Raw genomic sequence first — 15037 nt, 5'->3', positions numbered from 1 at the left:
GCCCGCCGGGAGCCTCACGCGGCTCCCGGCGGCCCTCACCGGTCTTTCCGAACCGATCTTTCCGAAGGAGGCGGGCCGCCGTGACGGTCGCCGTACCGACACCAAAAGCTCTGGCTCCGGCCGTGCCGCGCAGGCCCGTCCGCAGCCTCACCTTCGTCCGCCACCTCTCGCGCGGCGGACTGCTCAGTCTCGCCGCCCTGCTGCTCGGCATGACCGTCCAGCTGCTGGTGGTCAGCGGCGCGCAGCAACACTCCGCCCAGCACGCCGACTTCGACCGGCTGCGCGAGGAACTCGCCCTCGGCACCGCCCCGGTGGCCCAGACCGACCAGGACGGCAAGCTGCTGGCCCCCGGCTCGCCGGTCGCGATCGTCGACATACCGAAGCTGGGCCTGAGCCAGGTCGTCCTGGAGGGCACCGACTCCTCCGTCATGACGGACGGCCCCGGGCACCGCCGGGACACCCCGATGCCCGGCCAGGCCGGCACCAGCGTGCTGATGGGCCGGGCGGCCGCGTACGGCGGCACGTTCGGCCGGCTCTCCGAGCTGACCTCCGGCGACACCTTCACCGTGATCACCGGCCAGGGCAAGGCGAAGTACCTGGTCATCGACGTACGACGGGCCGGTGACCCGGCGCCGACCGCGCTCGCCTCCGGGAAGAGCCGGCTGGTGCTGATCACGGCGACGGGCCCGAAGTTCATGCCCTCGGGCGTCCTGCGCGTCGACGCCGACCTGGTCTCCGACACGTTCCAGACGCCGGCGGCCGTGATCCGGGCCGGTACGCTCCCGGCCTCCGAGGAACCCCTGGCGCGGCCCTCCGGGATGCCGTGGCCGCTGGTGATGTGGCTGCAGGCACTGCTGCTGACGGCGGTCGCCGCCGTCTGGGCCTGGCACCGCTGGGGCCGCCACCAGACATGGATCGTCTTCGCCCCGGTCGTCGCCGTGCTCGGCCTCCAGGTCGCGACGCGCACCACCGAACTGCTGCCGAATCTGCTGTGACAGGTGAATGAGATGACCGAGACCGCGACGACCGACACCGCGACCACCGAGACCGCGGCCACCGCCCCCGAGGCGGCCGACCCCGCGCCGACCGACACCGCCGTGCTGCCCGCCCCCGGGGCGGACGGCCCCGCCCCCGCCACCCTCGAAGCCCGTGCCGTCTCCGCCTGGTTCGGCTCCCACCAGGTGCTCAGCCGGGTGTCGCTGACCATGCCCGCGGGCGAGGTCACCGCGCTCATCGGTCCGTCCGGCTGCGGCAAGTCGACGTTCCTGCGCACCCTGAACCGGATGCACGAGATGATCCCCTCGGCGCAGTTCGGCGGCGAGGTGCTCTTCGAGGGCGAGGACATCTACGACGCGTCCTGGCGGCTGACCGACGCCCGCCGCCGGATCGGCATGGTGTTCCAGAAGCCGAACCCGTTCCCGGCGATGTCGATCTACGACAACGTGGTGGCCGGCCTGAAGCTGACCGGTACGAAGGTCGGCCGCCGGGAGAGGGACGAGCTGGTCGAGGAGTCCCTCACCCGGGCGGGCCTGTGGAAGGAGGTCCGCGACCGGCTCCGGCAGCCCGGCGGCGCGCTGTCCGGCGGTCAGCAGCAGCGGCTGTGCATCGCGCGGGCGCTGGCGGTCCGCCCCCGGGTGCTCCTGATGGACGAGCCGTGCTCGGCCCTGGACCCCACCTCCACCCGCCGGGTGGAGGAGACCATCCACGACCTGGCCGGCCAGGTGACGATCGTGATCGTCACCCACAACATGCAGCAGGCCGCGCGCGTCTCCCAGCAGTGCGCGTTCTTCCTGGCCGAGCAGGGCACCCCGGGCGGCATCGTCGAGCACGGCGCCACCGAGACCGTCTTCAACTCTCCGGAGGACCAGCGGACGGCCGACTACGTGGCCGGCCGCTTCGGCTGAGTTCGCGCCGGGGGGTCAGCAGTACGGCGGCTGGTTGGTGAGCGAGGACGCCACCCGCATCCAGACGCCGAACTGCAGGTAGAGCGCCGGGAGCAGGCCACGGGCCTGTACGGTGCGGCTGTCCGTGGCCGTCACCCCCGGGATGCCGAGGAGGACGGCCGGGACCGAGGCGGACTGCCAGCGCACGGTGAGGACCGACTCGCCCTCGGGCGCGGCGGGCCGCTTCGGCGCGGGCGAGAGGGCCTCGGCGACCGCCTCCTCGATCGCCCGGCGGGCCTCCCCGGCCGGGCGCAGCTCGGCGGCGAACCGGTCCCGGGCGTACTTCACGGGGACGGTGACGACCGATTCGTCCCATGCCGTCATCTCGGCGCACGCCGCGTCGTCACCCGTGAGGGCCACGACGGGGACGCCGAGCGCGGCGGCGGTGGCGTGCGCCAGCCCGATCTCGCCGACGGGCCTGCCGTCCAGCCACATGTCCTCGATCTCGTGGCCCATGAAGCTGTGGCTGAGGACGCCGAGGGCGCCGGCCCGGGAGTGGTAGCCGACCAATATCGCCGCGTCCGACTCCTCGGTGAGCCCCTCCAGCATGAGCATCCGCTTCGGCTTGCCGCGGACCAGGCGGGCCGCCGGGTGCAGGGCCTCGGGGAGCAGGTTGCGCATCGGCCCGTGGGCGTCGTTGACGAGCACCTCGGTCGCCCCGGAGTCCACCGCCCCGCGGATCGCCGCGTTCACGTCCTCGGCCATCATCGCCCGGCCGCGCTCGTAGTCCCGCCCACCCGGCTGCACGTCGTCCCTGTCGACGAGCCCGGTGATGCCTTCCATGTCCACGCTGATGTAAATACGCACGTCCTGAGGCTATCCGGACCCTACGTATTGTAGGTTCCCCATCGGCCACGGCGGCCCGTCAGCTCATCGGGGGTAGCAATGCAGGGCACGGACACACAGGAGGCGCGGCGCAACCTCGCCCCCACGGTGGCGGTGCTGGTGGCAAGCCTGCTGGTCGCGGCCGTGGGCGTGTACGAGCTGTCCGGCTTCGGCCTGCACAGCCTCGACCGGCGTCCGCACCTGTTCAGCGACGGGCTGGCGACGGGCGGGGTGATCGTGGCGGCGGTGGCGGCCGGGGCGGCGATCGGCAACCTGGCGTGGGTGCTGGTGGCGCGGCGGCGGGCCGGGCGGGAGGGCCCGTAAGAGGCCGGACACCCTTTCACACCGTTTTCCGCACCACGGCAGGTCACTCCCCTGCCTCCCGCCATTACCCTACAGGCTGTAGGGTCAGCCCCCTTCCGTCATCGTCCCCGTCCCCAAGGTGACCGGTCCCCATGCCCGCACAGCAGTCGACCCTGAACCCCCCGCGCGCCTCCGCCGCCCGCCGCACCCCCGGCGACGACCCCGGCGCCGCGCTCCGCAGGCGAGCCGCCGACGCCACCGTCTGGTACCTGCGTCTGATCGCGGTGCTGAACATAGTGGCTGTGATGTCGCTCCCGTTCCGCCAGGAGGTCGACGAACACAACAACGGCCGCCTCACGCTCCACCTGCACCGGCAGCACGCGCACCACTCCGGCCAGTTCTTCACGCCGTACCTGGCGACCGCGGGCCTGGTCTCGGCCGCCCTCGCCATCTTCTTCGTCCTGGTGATGCGGCGCCGCAAACGGGCGGCCTGGGTGGTCAACATGTGCCTGGCCACCCCCCTCCTCGCGCTCTACGTCCTCGCGCTCACCCAGCACGAGTACCGCGCCCATCTCTTCAACTGGGTCTCCGTCGCCCTCACCGGCCTCTTCGTGGCCGCGCTGCTGATCAGCCGCCGGGAGTTCAACGCGGTGGGCGACCCGTCGAACCCGAAGACGGCGCTGGCGGTGGGCGCCGCCGGCCTCCTGGTGACCGGCGGCCTGGGCACGCTCCTCGTGCACGCTACGAACAAGCTCCCCGGCGCCACCCTGCCCGACGAGATCGCCTACACCCTGCTGAGGGGCGTCAGCGTCGGCCCGCTCGCCGACCACGTCACCGCGGTCCACGCCCCCCGCTGGACCGACATCGTCATCAACGTCCTCCTCGCCGCCGCCTTCTGCCTGGTCCTCTACGCCGGCTTCCGCTCCCCGCGCGGCCGCCGCCTGCTCAGCCCCGAGGACGAGGCCCGGCTGCGCTCCCTGCTGGACAGGCACGGCGCCCGCGACTCCCTCGGCTACTTCGCCCTGCGCCGCGACAAGATGGCGATCTTCTCCCCCACCGGCAAGTCGGCGGTCACCTACCGCGTCGTCGGCGGCGTCAGCCTCGCCTCCGGCGACCCGATCGGCGACCCGGAGGCCTGGCCCGGCGCGATCGACGCGTGGCTGACGGAGGCGCGGCGCCACGCGTGGACGCCCGCCGTCATGGGCGCGAGCGAGGAGGCGGGCACCGTCTACGCCCGGCACGGCCTGGACGCCCTGGAACTCGGCGACGAGGCGATCGTCGACATCGCCGACTTCACCCTGGAGGGCCGCGCGATGCGCGTGGTCCGCCAGGCCCACAACCGGGTCCGCCGGGCCGGCTACACGGTCCGCATCCGCCGCCACGAGGACATCCCCGCCGACGAGCTCGCGCTGCTCATCGACCGCGCCGACCACTGGCGCGACGGCGCCACCGAACGCGGCTTCTCCATGGCCCTGGGCCGCCTGGGCGACCCGGCGGACGGCCGCTGCGTGATGCTGGAGTGCCGCGACGCGGACGACACCCCCCGCGCCCTCCTCAGCTTCGTCCCCTGGGGCGAGCACGGCCTCTCCCTGGACCTGATGCGCCGCGACCGCGACTCCGAGAACGGCCTGATGGAGTTCATGGTCGTCGAGCTCCTCCTACGTGCCGGCGAGCTCAAGGTCGACCGCGTCTCCCTCAACTTCGCGATGTTCCGCTCGGTCTTCGAACGCGGCTCCCGCCTCGGTGCGGGCCCCGTCCTGCGCCTGTGGCACGCCACCCTCACCTTCTTCTCCCGCTGGTGGCAGATCGAGTCCCTCTACCGCGCCAACGCGAAGTACCGCCCGGTGTGGGAGCCCCGCTACATCCTCTTCACGAAGAGCAGCGACCTCCCGCGGATCGGCCTGGCCAGCGCCCGCGCGGAGGGCTTCCTCACGGTTCCCTGGAGGTCATGACGGGGTGGCTGCCGTGGGGGCGGCCCCGCCCTGCTCCGCCCCCACCGTGCGCAGCACCGTCAGCACCAGCGTCCGGGCCACCGCCACCACCTCCGCCACGGACACCCGCTCCTCGGCACTGTGCGCCACCCGTACGTCCCCCGGCCCGTACTGCAGTGTCGGGATCCCGGCCCCCGAGTACAGCCGCAGGTCGCTGCCGTACGGCGCCCCGCGCTCCCGGGGCCGGGACGCCCAGCCGTTGGCGTCCGCGCAGGCGTCGCGCACCACGCCCCGCAGCGGGTGCCCCTCCGCCAGCCGGCCGCTCGCGAACTGCCCGCCCGGCCAGGTCACCGTCGCCGGATGCTCCCGCAGCCACGGGTCGGCGGCGCACACCTCGGCCACGCACCGCTCCAGCGCGGCCCGCGCCTCCGCCGGGTCCTCGTCCAGCCGGACGCCCAGCCGCCCCTCGGCCACCAGCAGGTCCGGCACGCTGCTGGCCCAGTCACCGGCGCGCAGCGTGCCGACCGAGAGCGCGTAGGGGATCGGGTACTCGGCCATCAGCGGGGAGGGCGCGTGATTACGGGCCCGCTCCAGCCCGGCCAGCGCCCGGTGGATCGCCAGGTAGCCGTCGATCGCGCTCACCCCCGCGTCCCGGGAGCTGGCGTGCGCGGCCTTCCCCGGCACGGAGAGCCGGAAGGTCAGCGCCCCCGCGTTGGCCGTGACCAGCGTCCCGGCGGTCGGTTCGGTGATCACGCAGGCGTCACCGCCGTAGCCCCGGCGCAGGGTCCCGAACGCGCCCAGCCCGCCGTCCTCCTCCCCCACCACGAAGTGCACCGCCACCCGTCCCCGCAGCCGCACCCCGGCCGCCCGCACCGCCGCCAGCGCGGCCAGGTGCGCCGCCAGGCCGGCCTTCATGTCGCACGCCCCGCGCCCGTGGACGACGTCCCCGGTCACCCTCGGCACGAACGGATCGCCCTCCCAGGCGGCCGGATCCCCCGGCGGTACGACGTCCACATGCCCCTGCAGGACCAGCGTCGGCCCGTCGGCCCCGCCCGTCCGCCCGACCAGCCCCCACGCCTCGTCCCGCGCCGCCTCCGCCCCCGGGAACTCCGGGTCGGCCAGCAGCGCCGGCAGATCCATCGACCACAGATCCACCTCCAGCCCCAGCCGCTCCAGCCGCCCGGCCAGCAGATGCTGCAACTCCGACTCCGCCGCGCTCCCCGTCACACTCGGCACCGCCATCAGCTCCAGCAGCGTCCTGCCGACGGCCTCCTCGTCGACACGGGCCAGAGCGGCCGCCTCCACATCGCTCAGCACAAATCCCTCCCCACCGTCACCCACTGCCCCGATCATCACCCCGGCGCGGCCGCCGCGAACAGGGGGCGCGGAGCTGCGCTTCGGAGGTTCACGCGCCGGGGGCACGGACCCGCGGTCCACACACGGGGAGACCCGCGGCTCGCACCCTGGACGTGTGGACCGTGCCTCAGGAGCGCAAGGTGCTGCCCCCGGCGAAGCCGCCGCCCACCGTGAAGCCGATGACCGCGCCGCCGCCCTCGCGGCGGAAGGCGAAGGGGGCTCCGCCGTGGGCCATGGCGACCTCGCGGACGATGGAGAGACCGAGGCCGGAGCCGGGGAGGGAGCGGGCGTCGGCGGCACGGTAGAAGCGGTCGAAGATGCGGATCAGGTCGCCGTCGGCGATACCGGGGCCGCGGTCGAGGACCTCCACGCGGACCGTGCCCGGCCGGGCGGGCCCGGTGACGTTGATCTCGATGGGGCCCTTGCCGTCCCGGTCGAACTTGGCCGCGTTCTCGACGAGGTTCGACAGGGCCCGCTGGAGCATGCCGGGGCGGCCGTCCGTGGTCGTGTCGCCGCTGAAGCGGATCAGGACCTCGCGGCCGGTGCGGCGGCGGGCCAGCCCGGCCACGTCCTCCGCGATGTCGGCGAGGTCCACCCGCTGCGGCGGCTCCGAGTCCGACTGCCCGGCCGCGAGGTCGACCAGCTCGTTGACCAGGTCGGTCAGCTCACGCGCCTCCTGGCCGAGGTCGGCGACGAGCTCGTCGCGGGTGGCGGGCGGAAGCTCGTCGATACGGCGGAGCAGGGAGATGTTCGTACGGAGGGAGGTGAGGGGCGTGCGGAGTTCGTGCCCGGCGTCCTGGACGAGTCGCCGCTGGTCCTCCTCCGACTGCGCGAGCCGGCCCAGCATCCGGTCGAAGGCGCGGCCCAGCCTCCCCACCTCGTCGAGGCCGGTGACCGGGACCTGGATGCCGAGCTGCCGGGTGCGGGCCACGTCCTCCGCGGCCGAGGTGAGGATCACCAGCCGGCGGGTGATCCGCCGGGCCAGCCACCAGCCGAACAGCCCGGCGGCGACCACGACCGCCGCCATCAGCGCCAGGGTGCGCTGCTGGAGCGCCCGCAGCAGGTCCTCGGTGTCGCTGAACTCCTGCGCCACCTGCACCGCGCCCCGGCCGTCGCCGAGCGCGACCGTCGCGATCCGGAACAGGTCCTCACCGACCCGGACGTCCTTGTGCTGGGCCGTCTTCCCGGCGTCCTTGGCCATCGCGGCCGCCCGGTCCGCGGCGGTGACGGGCAGCACCGGGCTGCCGTGGTCGACGATCTCGCCGCGCGCGCCGAGCACCTGGACGTCGGTGCGGGCCGGGCGGACCAGATCGTGTCCGGGCCGCGAGGAGGAGAAGTCCTCCGGCACCATCTTGTGCGTCTTCACCTCGTCCTGGACGTCCGAGACGACCTGCGTGAACACCGACTGCTGGTCGACGCGGACCAGCCGGGCGGCGGCGTTGTAGGACAGGATGCCGACGACGATCGTGACGGCCGCGGTGACCGCCGCGAAGGAGACGACGAAGGTGGTGCGCAGGGAGACCAGCTTGGGCCGGCGCCGGGCCAGCATCCGCCTGAGCCGCTCCAGCCGCCCGAGACGGCCCACTCAGTCCTCCCGCAGCACGTAACCCACGCCCCGGACGGTGTGGATCAGCTGCGGGGCGCCGGGCTCGTCGAGCTTGCGGCGCAGGTAGCCGACGTAGACGGCGAGGTTCTTGGAGCCGGGGCCGAAGTCGTAGCCCCAGATACGGTCGTAGATCGTGGAGTGGTCGAGGACGATCCCCGCGTTCCTGGCCAGCAGCTCAAGGAGCTCGAACTCGGTACGCGTCAGCTCCAGCTCGCGCCGGCCGCGCCAGGCCCGGCGGGCCTGGAGGTCCATGCGCAGGCCGGCGGCCTCGATCTGACGGTCGGAGATCTGCGGCTCCCGGCCGGGCTCGGCGGGGGCCACACCGCCGCCACCGCCGCCACCGGCGGTCACCGGGGAGGTACGGCGCAGCAGCGCGCGCAGCCGGGCGAAGACCTCCTCCACGTCGAAGGGCTTCACCACGTAGTCGTCGGCGCCCGCGTCCAGCCCGGCGATCCGGTCGGCGGTCTCGACCAGCGCGGTCAGCATGAGGATCGGGGTCCGGTCCCCCTCCGCGCGCAGCACCCGGCAGACCTGGAGGCCGTCGATGCCGGGCATCATCACATCGAGGACGAGGACATCGGGCCGGTCGCGGTGGGCGTGCGCCAGCGCTTCCACACCGTCCGCGACCGCCGTCACCTCATAACCCTCCAGGGTGAGGGCCCGCTCCAGGGCGTGGCGGATGGCGCGGTCGTCTTCGGCGAGCAGCACAGTCTGGGGCACGCACCCAGTCTGCCAAGGCCTCCGGCGGTTCGGCCGGGCTGAGCGGGCCTACGATCACCCTTTTTACCTGCCTCTCACCGTCACAGAGGCAACGGGCGTTGAGTTTTGGCTGTCGGCCGGCGGGGGGTTCTCGCGCCCACGCGGCGGAGCCGCACATCGATACAGCCCCGCGCCCCTCAGGAGGCGCTGAGCTTCGCCAGTTGTTCTGCGAAGGGGATCACCCGCAGGTCGTCGGACCTCTGGGGCTTGATCCCCGACAGGCCCGTCATCAGCCCCGCCAGTTCTCCCGCCGCGCGGTCGATACGGTCCTCCAGTCCCTCCGCGCCCCAGTCCTCCGAGGCCGCGTAGACGCCTGTCGGTACGACCACGGCCCGCAGGTAGGCGAACAGGGGCCGCAGCGCGTGCTCCAGCACCAGCGAGTGCCGGGCCGTACCGCCGGTCGCGGCGACGAGTACCGGCTTGCCGACCAGCGCTTCCTTGTCGAGCACGTCGAAGAAGGACTTGAACAGACCGCTGTACGAGGCCGTGAAGACCGGCGTGACGGCGATCAGGCCGTCCGCCTCCGTCACCGCCTCCAGGGCGGCCGCCAGCTTCCGCCCCGGGAACCCGTTGGTGAAGTTGTGCGCGATCTCGACCGCGAGGTCGCGCAGCTCCACGACCTCGACCTGCACGTCGGTCTCCCGGCCCACGGCGGCCGCCAGCCGGTCCGCCAGCAGCCGCGTGGACGACGGCACGCTCAGCCCCGCCGACACGACGACGAGCTTCATGCCTGGACCTCCTTCGTCTCCGTCTTCTCCGCGGCGGCGGCCGCGACCAGCGACGCGTGCGTCGGCGCCTCGGGAACGTCCGCCGGACGGCCGTTCGCGAACTCCTTGCGCAGCACCGGTACGACCTCCTCGCCCAGCATGTCGAGCTGCTCCAGGACCGTCTTCAGCGGCAGCCCCGCGTGGTCGACGAGGAACAGCTGGCGCTGGTAGTCACCGGCGTACTCCCGGAAGGCCAGCGTCTTCTCGATGACCTGCTCGGGCGTGCCGACGGTCAGCGGGGTCTGGTCGGTGAAGTCCTCCAGGGAGGGCCCGTGGCCGTAGACCGGCGCGTTGTCGAAGTACGGCCGGAACTCGCGCACCGCGTCCTGCGAGTTCTTCCGCATGAACACCTGGCCGCCGAGGCCGACGATCGCCTGCTCCGGCGTGCCGTGCCCGTAGTGGGCGTACCGGGCCCGGTACAGCTCGACCATCCGCTTGGTGTGGTCGGCGGGCCAGAAGATGTTGTTGTGGAAGAAGCCGTCACCGTAGTAGGCGGCCTGCTCGGCTATCTCGGGCGAACGGATGGAACCGTGCCAGACGAAGGGCGCGACGCCGTCCAGCGGGCGCGGGGTGGCGGTGAAGCCCTGCAGCGGACTGCGGAACTTGCCCTCCCAGTTGACCACGTCCTCGCGCCACAGCCGGTGCAGCAGCGCGTAGTTCTCGATGGCGAGGTTGATGCCCTGCCGGATGTCCTGCCCGAACCAGGGGTAGACCGGGCCGGTGTTGCCGCGGCCCATCATGAGGTCCACCCGGCCGTCGGCCAGGTGCTGGAGCATCGCGAAGTCCTCGGCGATCTTCACCGGGTCGTTGGTGGTGATCAGGGTGGTGGAGGTGGAGAGCACGAGCCGCTCCGTCTGCGCGGCGATGTAGCCGAGCATGGTGGTCGGCGACGACGGCACGAACGGCGGGTTGTGGTGCTCGCCGGTCGCGAACACGTCCAGACCGACCTCCTCGGCCTTCAGCGCGATCGCGACCATCGCCTTGATGCGCTCCCGCTCGGTCGGCGTCCGCCCCGTGGTGGGGTCCGGCGTGACGTCGCCGACCGTGAAGATCCCGAACTGCATGCTCGCTCACCCTCCAGGTTGTTTACGATTCAACTATACCCACAGAACGAGACCCCACGTCCACCTATTCCCACCCCGAAGACGGCACGGAAGAGCGCCCTCGCTGAAGCGGGCCCTCGGGGCGCGTTCACCCGGTCGGCCCGTCCACGGGGACGGGCCGACCGGGGTCCTCGACGCTGGAATCCCGGGCGTCGCCGACGCCCCCCGCGCCGAAGGACCGGCATGCGCATATCCCGTGAGTCCCGCCGCACCGTGTACATCGCCCGCTGGGGCGCGGCCCTTCTGGCCCTGTCGGGGGCCACCTCCGTCCTGGCACCCGACACCGCGCGGGCCGGCGGCCCGAGCGGTGATCCCGGCCGGGCGAAGCCGACCATCGTGCTCGTGCACGGCGCCTTCGCCGACGCGTCGAGCTGGAACGGTGTCGTGGAACGGCTCCAGCAGAACGGCTACACCGTGGCCGCACCGGCCAACCCGCTCCGCGGTGTCGCCCAGGACTCGGCCTACCTCGCGAGCTTCCTGAAGTCCGTCACGGGACCGATCATCCTGGCCGGCCATTCCTACGGCGGAGAGGTGATCTCCCAGGCCGCCGTCGGAAACGACAACGTCAAGGCCCTCGTCTACATCAACGCGATCATGCCCGACGCCGGGGAGTCACAGGCCGTCCTCGCCGCCAAGTTCGCCCCCGCTCCGCTCACCCAGGCGCTCCAGCAGGTGCCCTTCCGCAACGCCGACGGCACCACCGGCACGGACGTGTACATCAAGCCGGACCGACTGCGCCAGGTCTTCGCCGCGGACCTGCCCGCCGGCCAGACCGCCGTCATGGCGGCCACCCAGCGTCCGATCGCGATGTCGGCGTTCGCGGACAAGCTCACCGGCGCCGCCTGGCGGACCAAGCCCGTGTACGCCCTCGTCGGCAAACAGGACCGGGCGATCAACCCGGACCTGGAACGCTTCGAGGCGAAGCGCGCCAACGCCCGCAGGACGGTGCAGATCGACTCCTCGCACGTGTCCCTGGTCTCCCACCCACAGGCGGTCAAGGACCTGATCACCGAGGCCGCCGAGGACTACACCTGGGGCACGACGAACAAGTCCTGACCGTCCCCGCCCGGTCCCCGCCCCCGCTCAGAAGGCGTACGGGTCCCCGGTCGCCAGCACCAGCACCCGCTGCCTGTCGTTCGTACGGTCGTGGTCCACCACGCCCCCGCTCCAGGCCACGTCCACCGCCAGCGTCACCTCCGACGGCTCCTCCCGCAGCCGTACCGGAACCACCAGCTGCTCGCCGGGCAGCTCGACCGCCAGCGGCCCGGTGCCGCACACCACCTCCCGGTCGCCGGTGCGCGCGCACGCGGCCGGCAACCGCTGCTCGTCCGCCAGCGCCGCCGACCAGGTCAGCCGCACACTGGCAGCGGCGACGGCGTCCGGCCCGTGATTGGCCGGGGTCAGCCGGACCTCCATCACGCCCCCGCTCATCATGGCGGAACCGTGCACCTCGAGATCGGCGTCCCCGGCCCAGGCGGCACCGCCCGTCCCCAGCACCAGCGCACCAGCCGCCACCGCACCGACCACCGCAAGCCCGTATCGCCGCATCGCCATGCCATCCGTCCCGTCCGACTCCGACAGTCCTACGGATGTATGCCACCAGGGCCCCACCCCGGTTACCTCCCAACAGGTGACGCGGCCCCCACGTGACAGGCTGCGAGCATGCTGATCCTCCGCTCCGCCGCCCTCTTCGTCGTCGCCGCCCTCTTCGAGATCGGCGGCGCCTGGCTGGTCTGGCAGGGCGTACGGGAACACCGCGGCTGGCTCTGGATCGCCGGCGGCATCCTCTCCCTCGGCGCCTACGGCTTCGTCGCCACCTTCCAGCCCGACGCCCACTTCGGCCGCATCCTGGCGGCCTACGGCGGCATCTTCGTCGCTGGCTCCATTCTCTGGGGCGCCATCGCCGACGGCTACCGCCCGGACCGCTGGGACCTCACGGGCGCGGCGATCTGCCTGGCGGGAATGGCAGTGATCATGTGGGCCCCCAGAAGCTGACGGCAAGGCTCCCTACCCAGGGGCGCGGGGCTGTGTCCGATGTGCGGCTCCGCCGCGTGGGCGCGAGCGACCCCCACCGCCCCGCAGCCGCCGAACAACCGAAACCACCCCCCACCTATCCTTGCCACAGACCGACCCGCACTCCCAACCCCGCTGAGGAGCAACCCATGGCCCCATCCCGCATCGCGGTCGTCACCGGCGCGAGCAGCGGAATCGGCGCCGCCACCGCCCGGCAGCTCGCCGCCGCCGGCTACCGCGTGGTCCTCACCGCCCGCCGCGAGGACCGCGTCGAGGCGCTGGCCAAGGAGATCAACGAGGCCGGCGGCGAGGCCACGGCCTACCCCCTCGACGTGACGGACCGCGAGGCGGTCGACGAGTTCGCGACGGCCTTCAAGGCGGTCGCCGTCCTCGTCAACAACGCCGGCGGAGCCCTCGGCGCCGACCCGGTGGCCACCGGCGACCCGGCCGACTGGCGCACGATGTACGAGACGAACGTCATCGGCACCCTGAACCTCACCCAGGCCCTGCTCCCCAAGCTGGAGGCGAGCGGCGACGGCACGGTGGTCGTGGTCTCCTCCACGGCCGGCCACGGCACCTACGAGGGCGGCGCCGGCTACGTCGCCGCCAAGCACGGCGCACACGTCCTCGCCGAGACCCTCCGCCTGGAGATCGTCGGCAAGCCGGTCCGGGTGATCGAGATCGCCCCGGGCATGGTCAAGACGGACGAGTTCGCGCTGACCCGCTTCGGCGGCGACGAGGAGAAGGCGGCCAAGGTCTACCAGGGCGTCGCCGAGCCCCTCACCGCCGACGACGTGGCCGACACCATCACCTGGACGGTCACCCGCCCCAGCCACGTCAACATCGACCTCCTCGTGGTCCGCCCCCGCGCCCAGGCCTCCAACACCAAGGTCCACCGGGACCTGTGATGCCGGACGAGGACCCGGCGGCCGCCGTGGAACAGGACCTGGAACAAGCCCGCCTGAAGCAGGAGACCAGGAACGAACGCCAGGTCTGGTACTTCCTGGCCTACTTCCTCTTCGGCATCCACATCGTCGCGTTCGTGATGATCTACGCGGTCCGCCACGCGAAGTGACGGACCGCGCGGTCACCCCTTGACGCAGACGACCTGCTTGAGCTTCGCGACGACCTCGACGAGGTCCCGCTGCTGCTCGATGACCTGGTCGATCGACTTGTAAGCGCCCGGGATCTCGTCCACGACACCGGAGTCCTTGCGGCATTCCACGCCCCGGGTCTGCTCCTCCAGGTCCCGGGTCGAGAACCGGCGCTTGGCCGCGTTGCGGCTCATCCGCCGGCCGGCGCCGTGCGAGGCCGAGTTGAAGGACAGCGGGTTGCCGAGGCCCTTCACGATGTACGAACCGGTGCCCATGGACCCCGGGATGATCCCGAACTCCCCACTCCCCGCCCGGATCGCGCCCTTGCGGGTGACCAGCAGGTCCATCCCGTCGTAGCGCTCCTCGGCGACGTAGTTGTGGTGGGCGCTGATCTCCGGCTCGAAGACCGGCCTGGCCTTCTTGAACTCCTTACGGATCACGTCCTTGAGGAGCGCCATCATCAGCGTGCGGTTGTACTTCGCGTACTCCTGCGCCCAGAACAGGTCGTTGCGGTACGCCGCCATCTGCGGGGTGTCCGCGACGAAGACGGCGAGGTCGCGGTCGACCAGGCCCTGGTTGTGCGGGAGCTTCTGGGCCACGCCGATGTGGTGTTCGGCGAGTTCCTTGCCGATGTTCCGGGAACCGGAGTGCAGCATCAGCCACACCGCACCGGTCGTATCCGTGCAGACTTCGACGAAGTGGTTGCCCGACCCGAGCGTTCCCATCTGCTGATGCGCCCGTTCCTGACGGAACTTGACCGCATCGGCGACCCCGTCGAACCGCCCCCAGAACTCCCCCCACCCGGCCGTGGCCAGCCCGTGGAAGTCCCCCGGCTCCACCGGATCGGCGTGCATGCCGCGCCCCACCGGAATCGCCTGCTCGATCTTGGAGCGGAGCCGCGAGAGATCGCCCGGCAGGTCGTTGGCCGTGAGGGACGTCTTCACCGCGGACATGCCGCAGCCGATGTCGACGCCGACCGCGGCCGGGCACACCGCGCCCTGCATCGCGATGACGGAGCCGACCGTGGCGCCCTTGCCGTAGTGGACGTCCGGCATGACGGCGAGGCCCTTGATCCACGGCAGGGTCGCGACGTTGCGCAGCTGCTGGAGCGCCACGTCCTCGACCGTCGCCGGGTCGGTCCACATCCGGATCGACACCTTCGCACCCGGTATCTCCACGTACGACATGACTTCCTCATTCCCCCGCGAACAGCACACCAAAAAGGACAAACAGAATTAATGACATTAAACGCAAATGCAGTGCCAAGGTCGCTGAAATCAGACAAGGGACCGGCGTTCACAGCAGTGCGTGCGATACACATTGTCTCCAGGGGACTC

16 protein-coding genes are annotated in these 15037 nt (G+C 72.1%); 8 read left to right on the top strand and 8 right to left on the bottom strand.

What is annotated here, in order from left to right:
• Positions 1-80: 80 nt before the first annotated feature.
• Entirely contained in the window at positions 81-995 is a 915-nt protein-coding gene (locus ACFZDK_RS00280) for a sortase domain-bontaining protein (protein ID WP_390968292.1), read from the top strand.
• A gap of 12 nt (positions 996-1007) precedes the next feature.
• Entirely contained in the window at positions 1008-1904 is an 897-nt protein-coding gene (gene pstB / locus ACFZDK_RS00275) for a phosphate ABC transporter ATP-binding protein PstB (protein ID WP_390968290.1), read from the top strand.
• Positions 1905-1919: 15 nt separating this feature from the next.
• On the opposite strand, the gene ACFZDK_RS00270 is transcribed toward pstB, so the two are convergent.
• Positions 1920-2750, bottom strand: coding sequence for a M55 family metallopeptidase (locus tag ACFZDK_RS00270; protein ID WP_390968288.1), 831 nt, complete (start codon positions 2748-2750; stop codon positions 1920-1922).
• A 78-nt stretch (positions 2751-2828) separates the two neighbouring features.
• On the opposite strand from ACFZDK_RS00270, the gene ACFZDK_RS00265 reads away from it, so the two are divergent.
• Both ACFZDK_RS00265 and ACFZDK_RS00260 read left to right on the top strand, forming a co-directional pair.
• Complete coding sequence (locus tag ACFZDK_RS00265) at positions 2829-3092, top strand: hypothetical protein (RefSeq protein WP_390968286.1); 264 nt, start codon at positions 2829-2831, stop codon at positions 3090-3092.
• 131 nt (positions 3093-3223) lie between these two features.
• A complete protein-coding gene (locus ACFZDK_RS00260) occupies positions 3224-5023 on the top strand; it encodes a phosphatidylglycerol lysyltransferase domain-containing protein (protein ID WP_390968284.1) in 1800 nt (599 codons plus the stop codon).
• Here the strand turns inward: ACFZDK_RS00260 and ACFZDK_RS00255 are convergent.
• The 5 genes from ACFZDK_RS00255 to ACFZDK_RS00235 all read right to left on the bottom strand — a co-directional run bounded on the left by ACFZDK_RS00255 (position 5018) and on the right by ACFZDK_RS00235 (position 10554).
• On the bottom strand, positions 5018-6319 hold the full coding sequence (locus tag ACFZDK_RS00255) for an ArgE/DapE family deacylase (protein ID WP_390968282.1): 1302 nt from the start codon (positions 6317-6319) through the stop codon (positions 5018-5020). The two genes, ACFZDK_RS00260 and ACFZDK_RS00255, sit on opposite strands and share 6 nt — an antisense overlap.
• Before the next feature lie 166 nt (positions 6320-6485).
• On the bottom strand, positions 6486-7907 hold the full coding sequence (locus tag ACFZDK_RS00250) for an ATP-binding protein (protein ID WP_390970022.1): 1422 nt from the start codon (positions 7905-7907) through the stop codon (positions 6486-6488).
• Positions 7908-7943: 36 nt separating this feature from the next.
• On the bottom strand, positions 7944-8684 hold the full coding sequence (locus ACFZDK_RS00245; protein ID WP_390968280.1) for a response regulator: 741 nt from the start codon (positions 8682-8684) through the stop codon (positions 7944-7946).
• Positions 8685-8860: 176 nt separating this feature from the next.
• Positions 8861-9451 (bottom strand): CE1759 family FMN reductase, encoded by a 591-nt coding sequence (locus ACFZDK_RS00240; RefSeq protein WP_390968278.1) that lies wholly within the window; start codon positions 9449-9451, stop codon positions 8861-8863.
• The gene (locus ACFZDK_RS00235; protein ID WP_390968276.1) at positions 9448-10554 is read right to left on the bottom strand and encodes a CE1758 family FMN-dependent luciferase-like monooxygenase; all 1107 of its coding nucleotides are present in this window, start codon (positions 10552-10554) and stop codon (positions 9448-9450) included. The genes ACFZDK_RS00240 and ACFZDK_RS00235 overlap by 4 nt, the downstream gene beginning before the upstream one ends.
• A gap of 222 nt (positions 10555-10776) precedes the next feature.
• Between ACFZDK_RS00235 and ACFZDK_RS00230 the strand changes: the two genes are divergently transcribed.
• Positions 10777-11649 carry an alpha/beta fold hydrolase gene (locus ACFZDK_RS00230; protein ID WP_390968274.1) on the top strand — a complete coding sequence of 291 codons (873 nt, stop codon included), beginning with the start codon at positions 10777-10779 and terminating at the stop codon, positions 11647-11649.
• Between the two features lie 27 nt (positions 11650-11676).
• Here the strand turns inward: ACFZDK_RS00230 and ACFZDK_RS00225 are convergent, their stop codons facing one another.
• The gene (locus ACFZDK_RS00225) at positions 11677-12147 is read right to left on the bottom strand and encodes a hypothetical protein (protein WP_390968272.1); all 471 of its coding nucleotides are present in this window, start codon (positions 12145-12147) and stop codon (positions 11677-11679) included.
• 108 nt (positions 12148-12255) lie between these two features.
• Between ACFZDK_RS00225 and ACFZDK_RS00220 the strand changes: the two genes are divergently transcribed.
• The 3 genes from ACFZDK_RS00220 (at position 12256) to ACFZDK_RS00210 (ending at position 13681) form a co-directional block, all read left to right on the top strand.
• Positions 12256-12588, top strand: coding sequence for a YnfA family protein (locus tag ACFZDK_RS00220; protein WP_390968271.1), 333 nt, complete (start codon positions 12256-12258; stop codon positions 12586-12588).
• Positions 12589-12755: 167 nt separating this feature from the next.
• The gene (locus ACFZDK_RS00215; RefSeq protein ID WP_390968269.1) at positions 12756-13514 is read left to right on the top strand and encodes an SDR family NAD(P)-dependent oxidoreductase; all 759 of its coding nucleotides are present in this window, start codon (positions 12756-12758) and stop codon (positions 13512-13514) included.
• Positions 13514-13681: a hypothetical protein gene (locus tag ACFZDK_RS00210; RefSeq protein WP_390968268.1), complete on the top strand. Its 168-nt coding sequence runs from the start codon at positions 13514-13516 to the stop codon at positions 13679-13681. The genes ACFZDK_RS00215 and ACFZDK_RS00210 overlap by 1 nt, the downstream gene beginning before the upstream one ends.
• Positions 13682-13693: 12 nt before the next feature.
• On the opposite strand, the gene ACFZDK_RS00205 is transcribed toward ACFZDK_RS00210, so the two are convergent.
• Positions 13694-14887 carry an RtcB family protein gene (locus tag ACFZDK_RS00205; RefSeq protein WP_390968266.1) on the bottom strand — a complete coding sequence of 398 codons (1194 nt, stop codon included), beginning with the start codon at positions 14885-14887 and terminating at the stop codon, positions 13694-13696.
• Positions 14888-15037 lie beyond the last annotated feature (150 nt).

Origin of the sequence: Streptomyces sp. NPDC007901, assembly GCF_042959465.1 — a bacterium.
Taxonomy (GTDB): domain Bacteria; phylum Actinomycetota; class Actinomycetes; order Streptomycetales; family Streptomycetaceae; genus Streptomyces.
The sequence above is the reverse complement of the archived record's forward strand: the minus strand, read 5'-3'. Positions and strand labels throughout refer to the sequence as shown.

What these genes read in the sequence shown, in the direction of transcription:
- ACFZDK_RS00240 (WP_390968278.1), bottom strand. Translation starts at nt 9,451, where the DNA reads ATGAAGCTCGTCGTCGTGTCGGCGGGGCTGAGCGTGCCGTCGTCCACG.
- ACFZDK_RS00235 (WP_390968276.1), bottom strand. Translation starts at nt 10,554, where the DNA reads ATGCAGTTCGGGATCTTCACGGTCGGCGACGTCACGCCGGACCCCACC.
- ACFZDK_RS00225 (WP_390968272.1), bottom strand. Translation starts at nt 12,147, where the DNA reads ATGGCGATGCGGCGATACGGGCTTGCGGTGGTCGGTGCGGTGGCGGCT.
- ACFZDK_RS00210 (WP_390968268.1), top strand. Translation starts at nt 13,514, where the DNA reads ATGCCGGACGAGGACCCGGCGGCCGCCGTGGAACAGGACCTGGAACAA.
- ACFZDK_RS00265 (WP_390968286.1), top strand. Translation starts at nt 2,829, where the DNA reads ATGCAGGGCACGGACACACAGGAGGCGCGGCGCAACCTCGCCCCCACG.
- ACFZDK_RS00250 (WP_390970022.1), bottom strand. Translation starts at nt 7,907, where the DNA reads ATGCTGGCCCGGCGCCGGCCCAAGCTGGTCTCCCTGCGCACCACCTTC.
- ACFZDK_RS00215 (WP_390968269.1), top strand. Translation starts at nt 12,756, where the DNA reads ATGGCCCCATCCCGCATCGCGGTCGTCACCGGCGCGAGCAGCGGAATC.
- ACFZDK_RS00230 (WP_390968274.1), top strand. Translation starts at nt 10,777, where the DNA reads ATGCGCATATCCCGTGAGTCCCGCCGCACCGTGTACATCGCCCGCTGG.
- pstB (WP_390968290.1), top strand. Translation starts at nt 1,008, where the DNA reads ATGACCGAGACCGCGACGACCGACACCGCGACCACCGAGACCGCGGCC.
- ACFZDK_RS00260 (WP_390968284.1), top strand. Translation starts at nt 3,224, where the DNA reads ATGCCCGCACAGCAGTCGACCCTGAACCCCCCGCGCGCCTCCGCCGCC.
- ACFZDK_RS00220 (WP_390968271.1), top strand. Translation starts at nt 12,256, where the DNA reads ATGCTGATCCTCCGCTCCGCCGCCCTCTTCGTCGTCGCCGCCCTCTTC.
- ACFZDK_RS00205 (WP_390968266.1), bottom strand. Translation starts at nt 14,887, where the DNA reads ATGTCGTACGTGGAGATACCGGGTGCGAAGGTGTCGATCCGGATGTGG.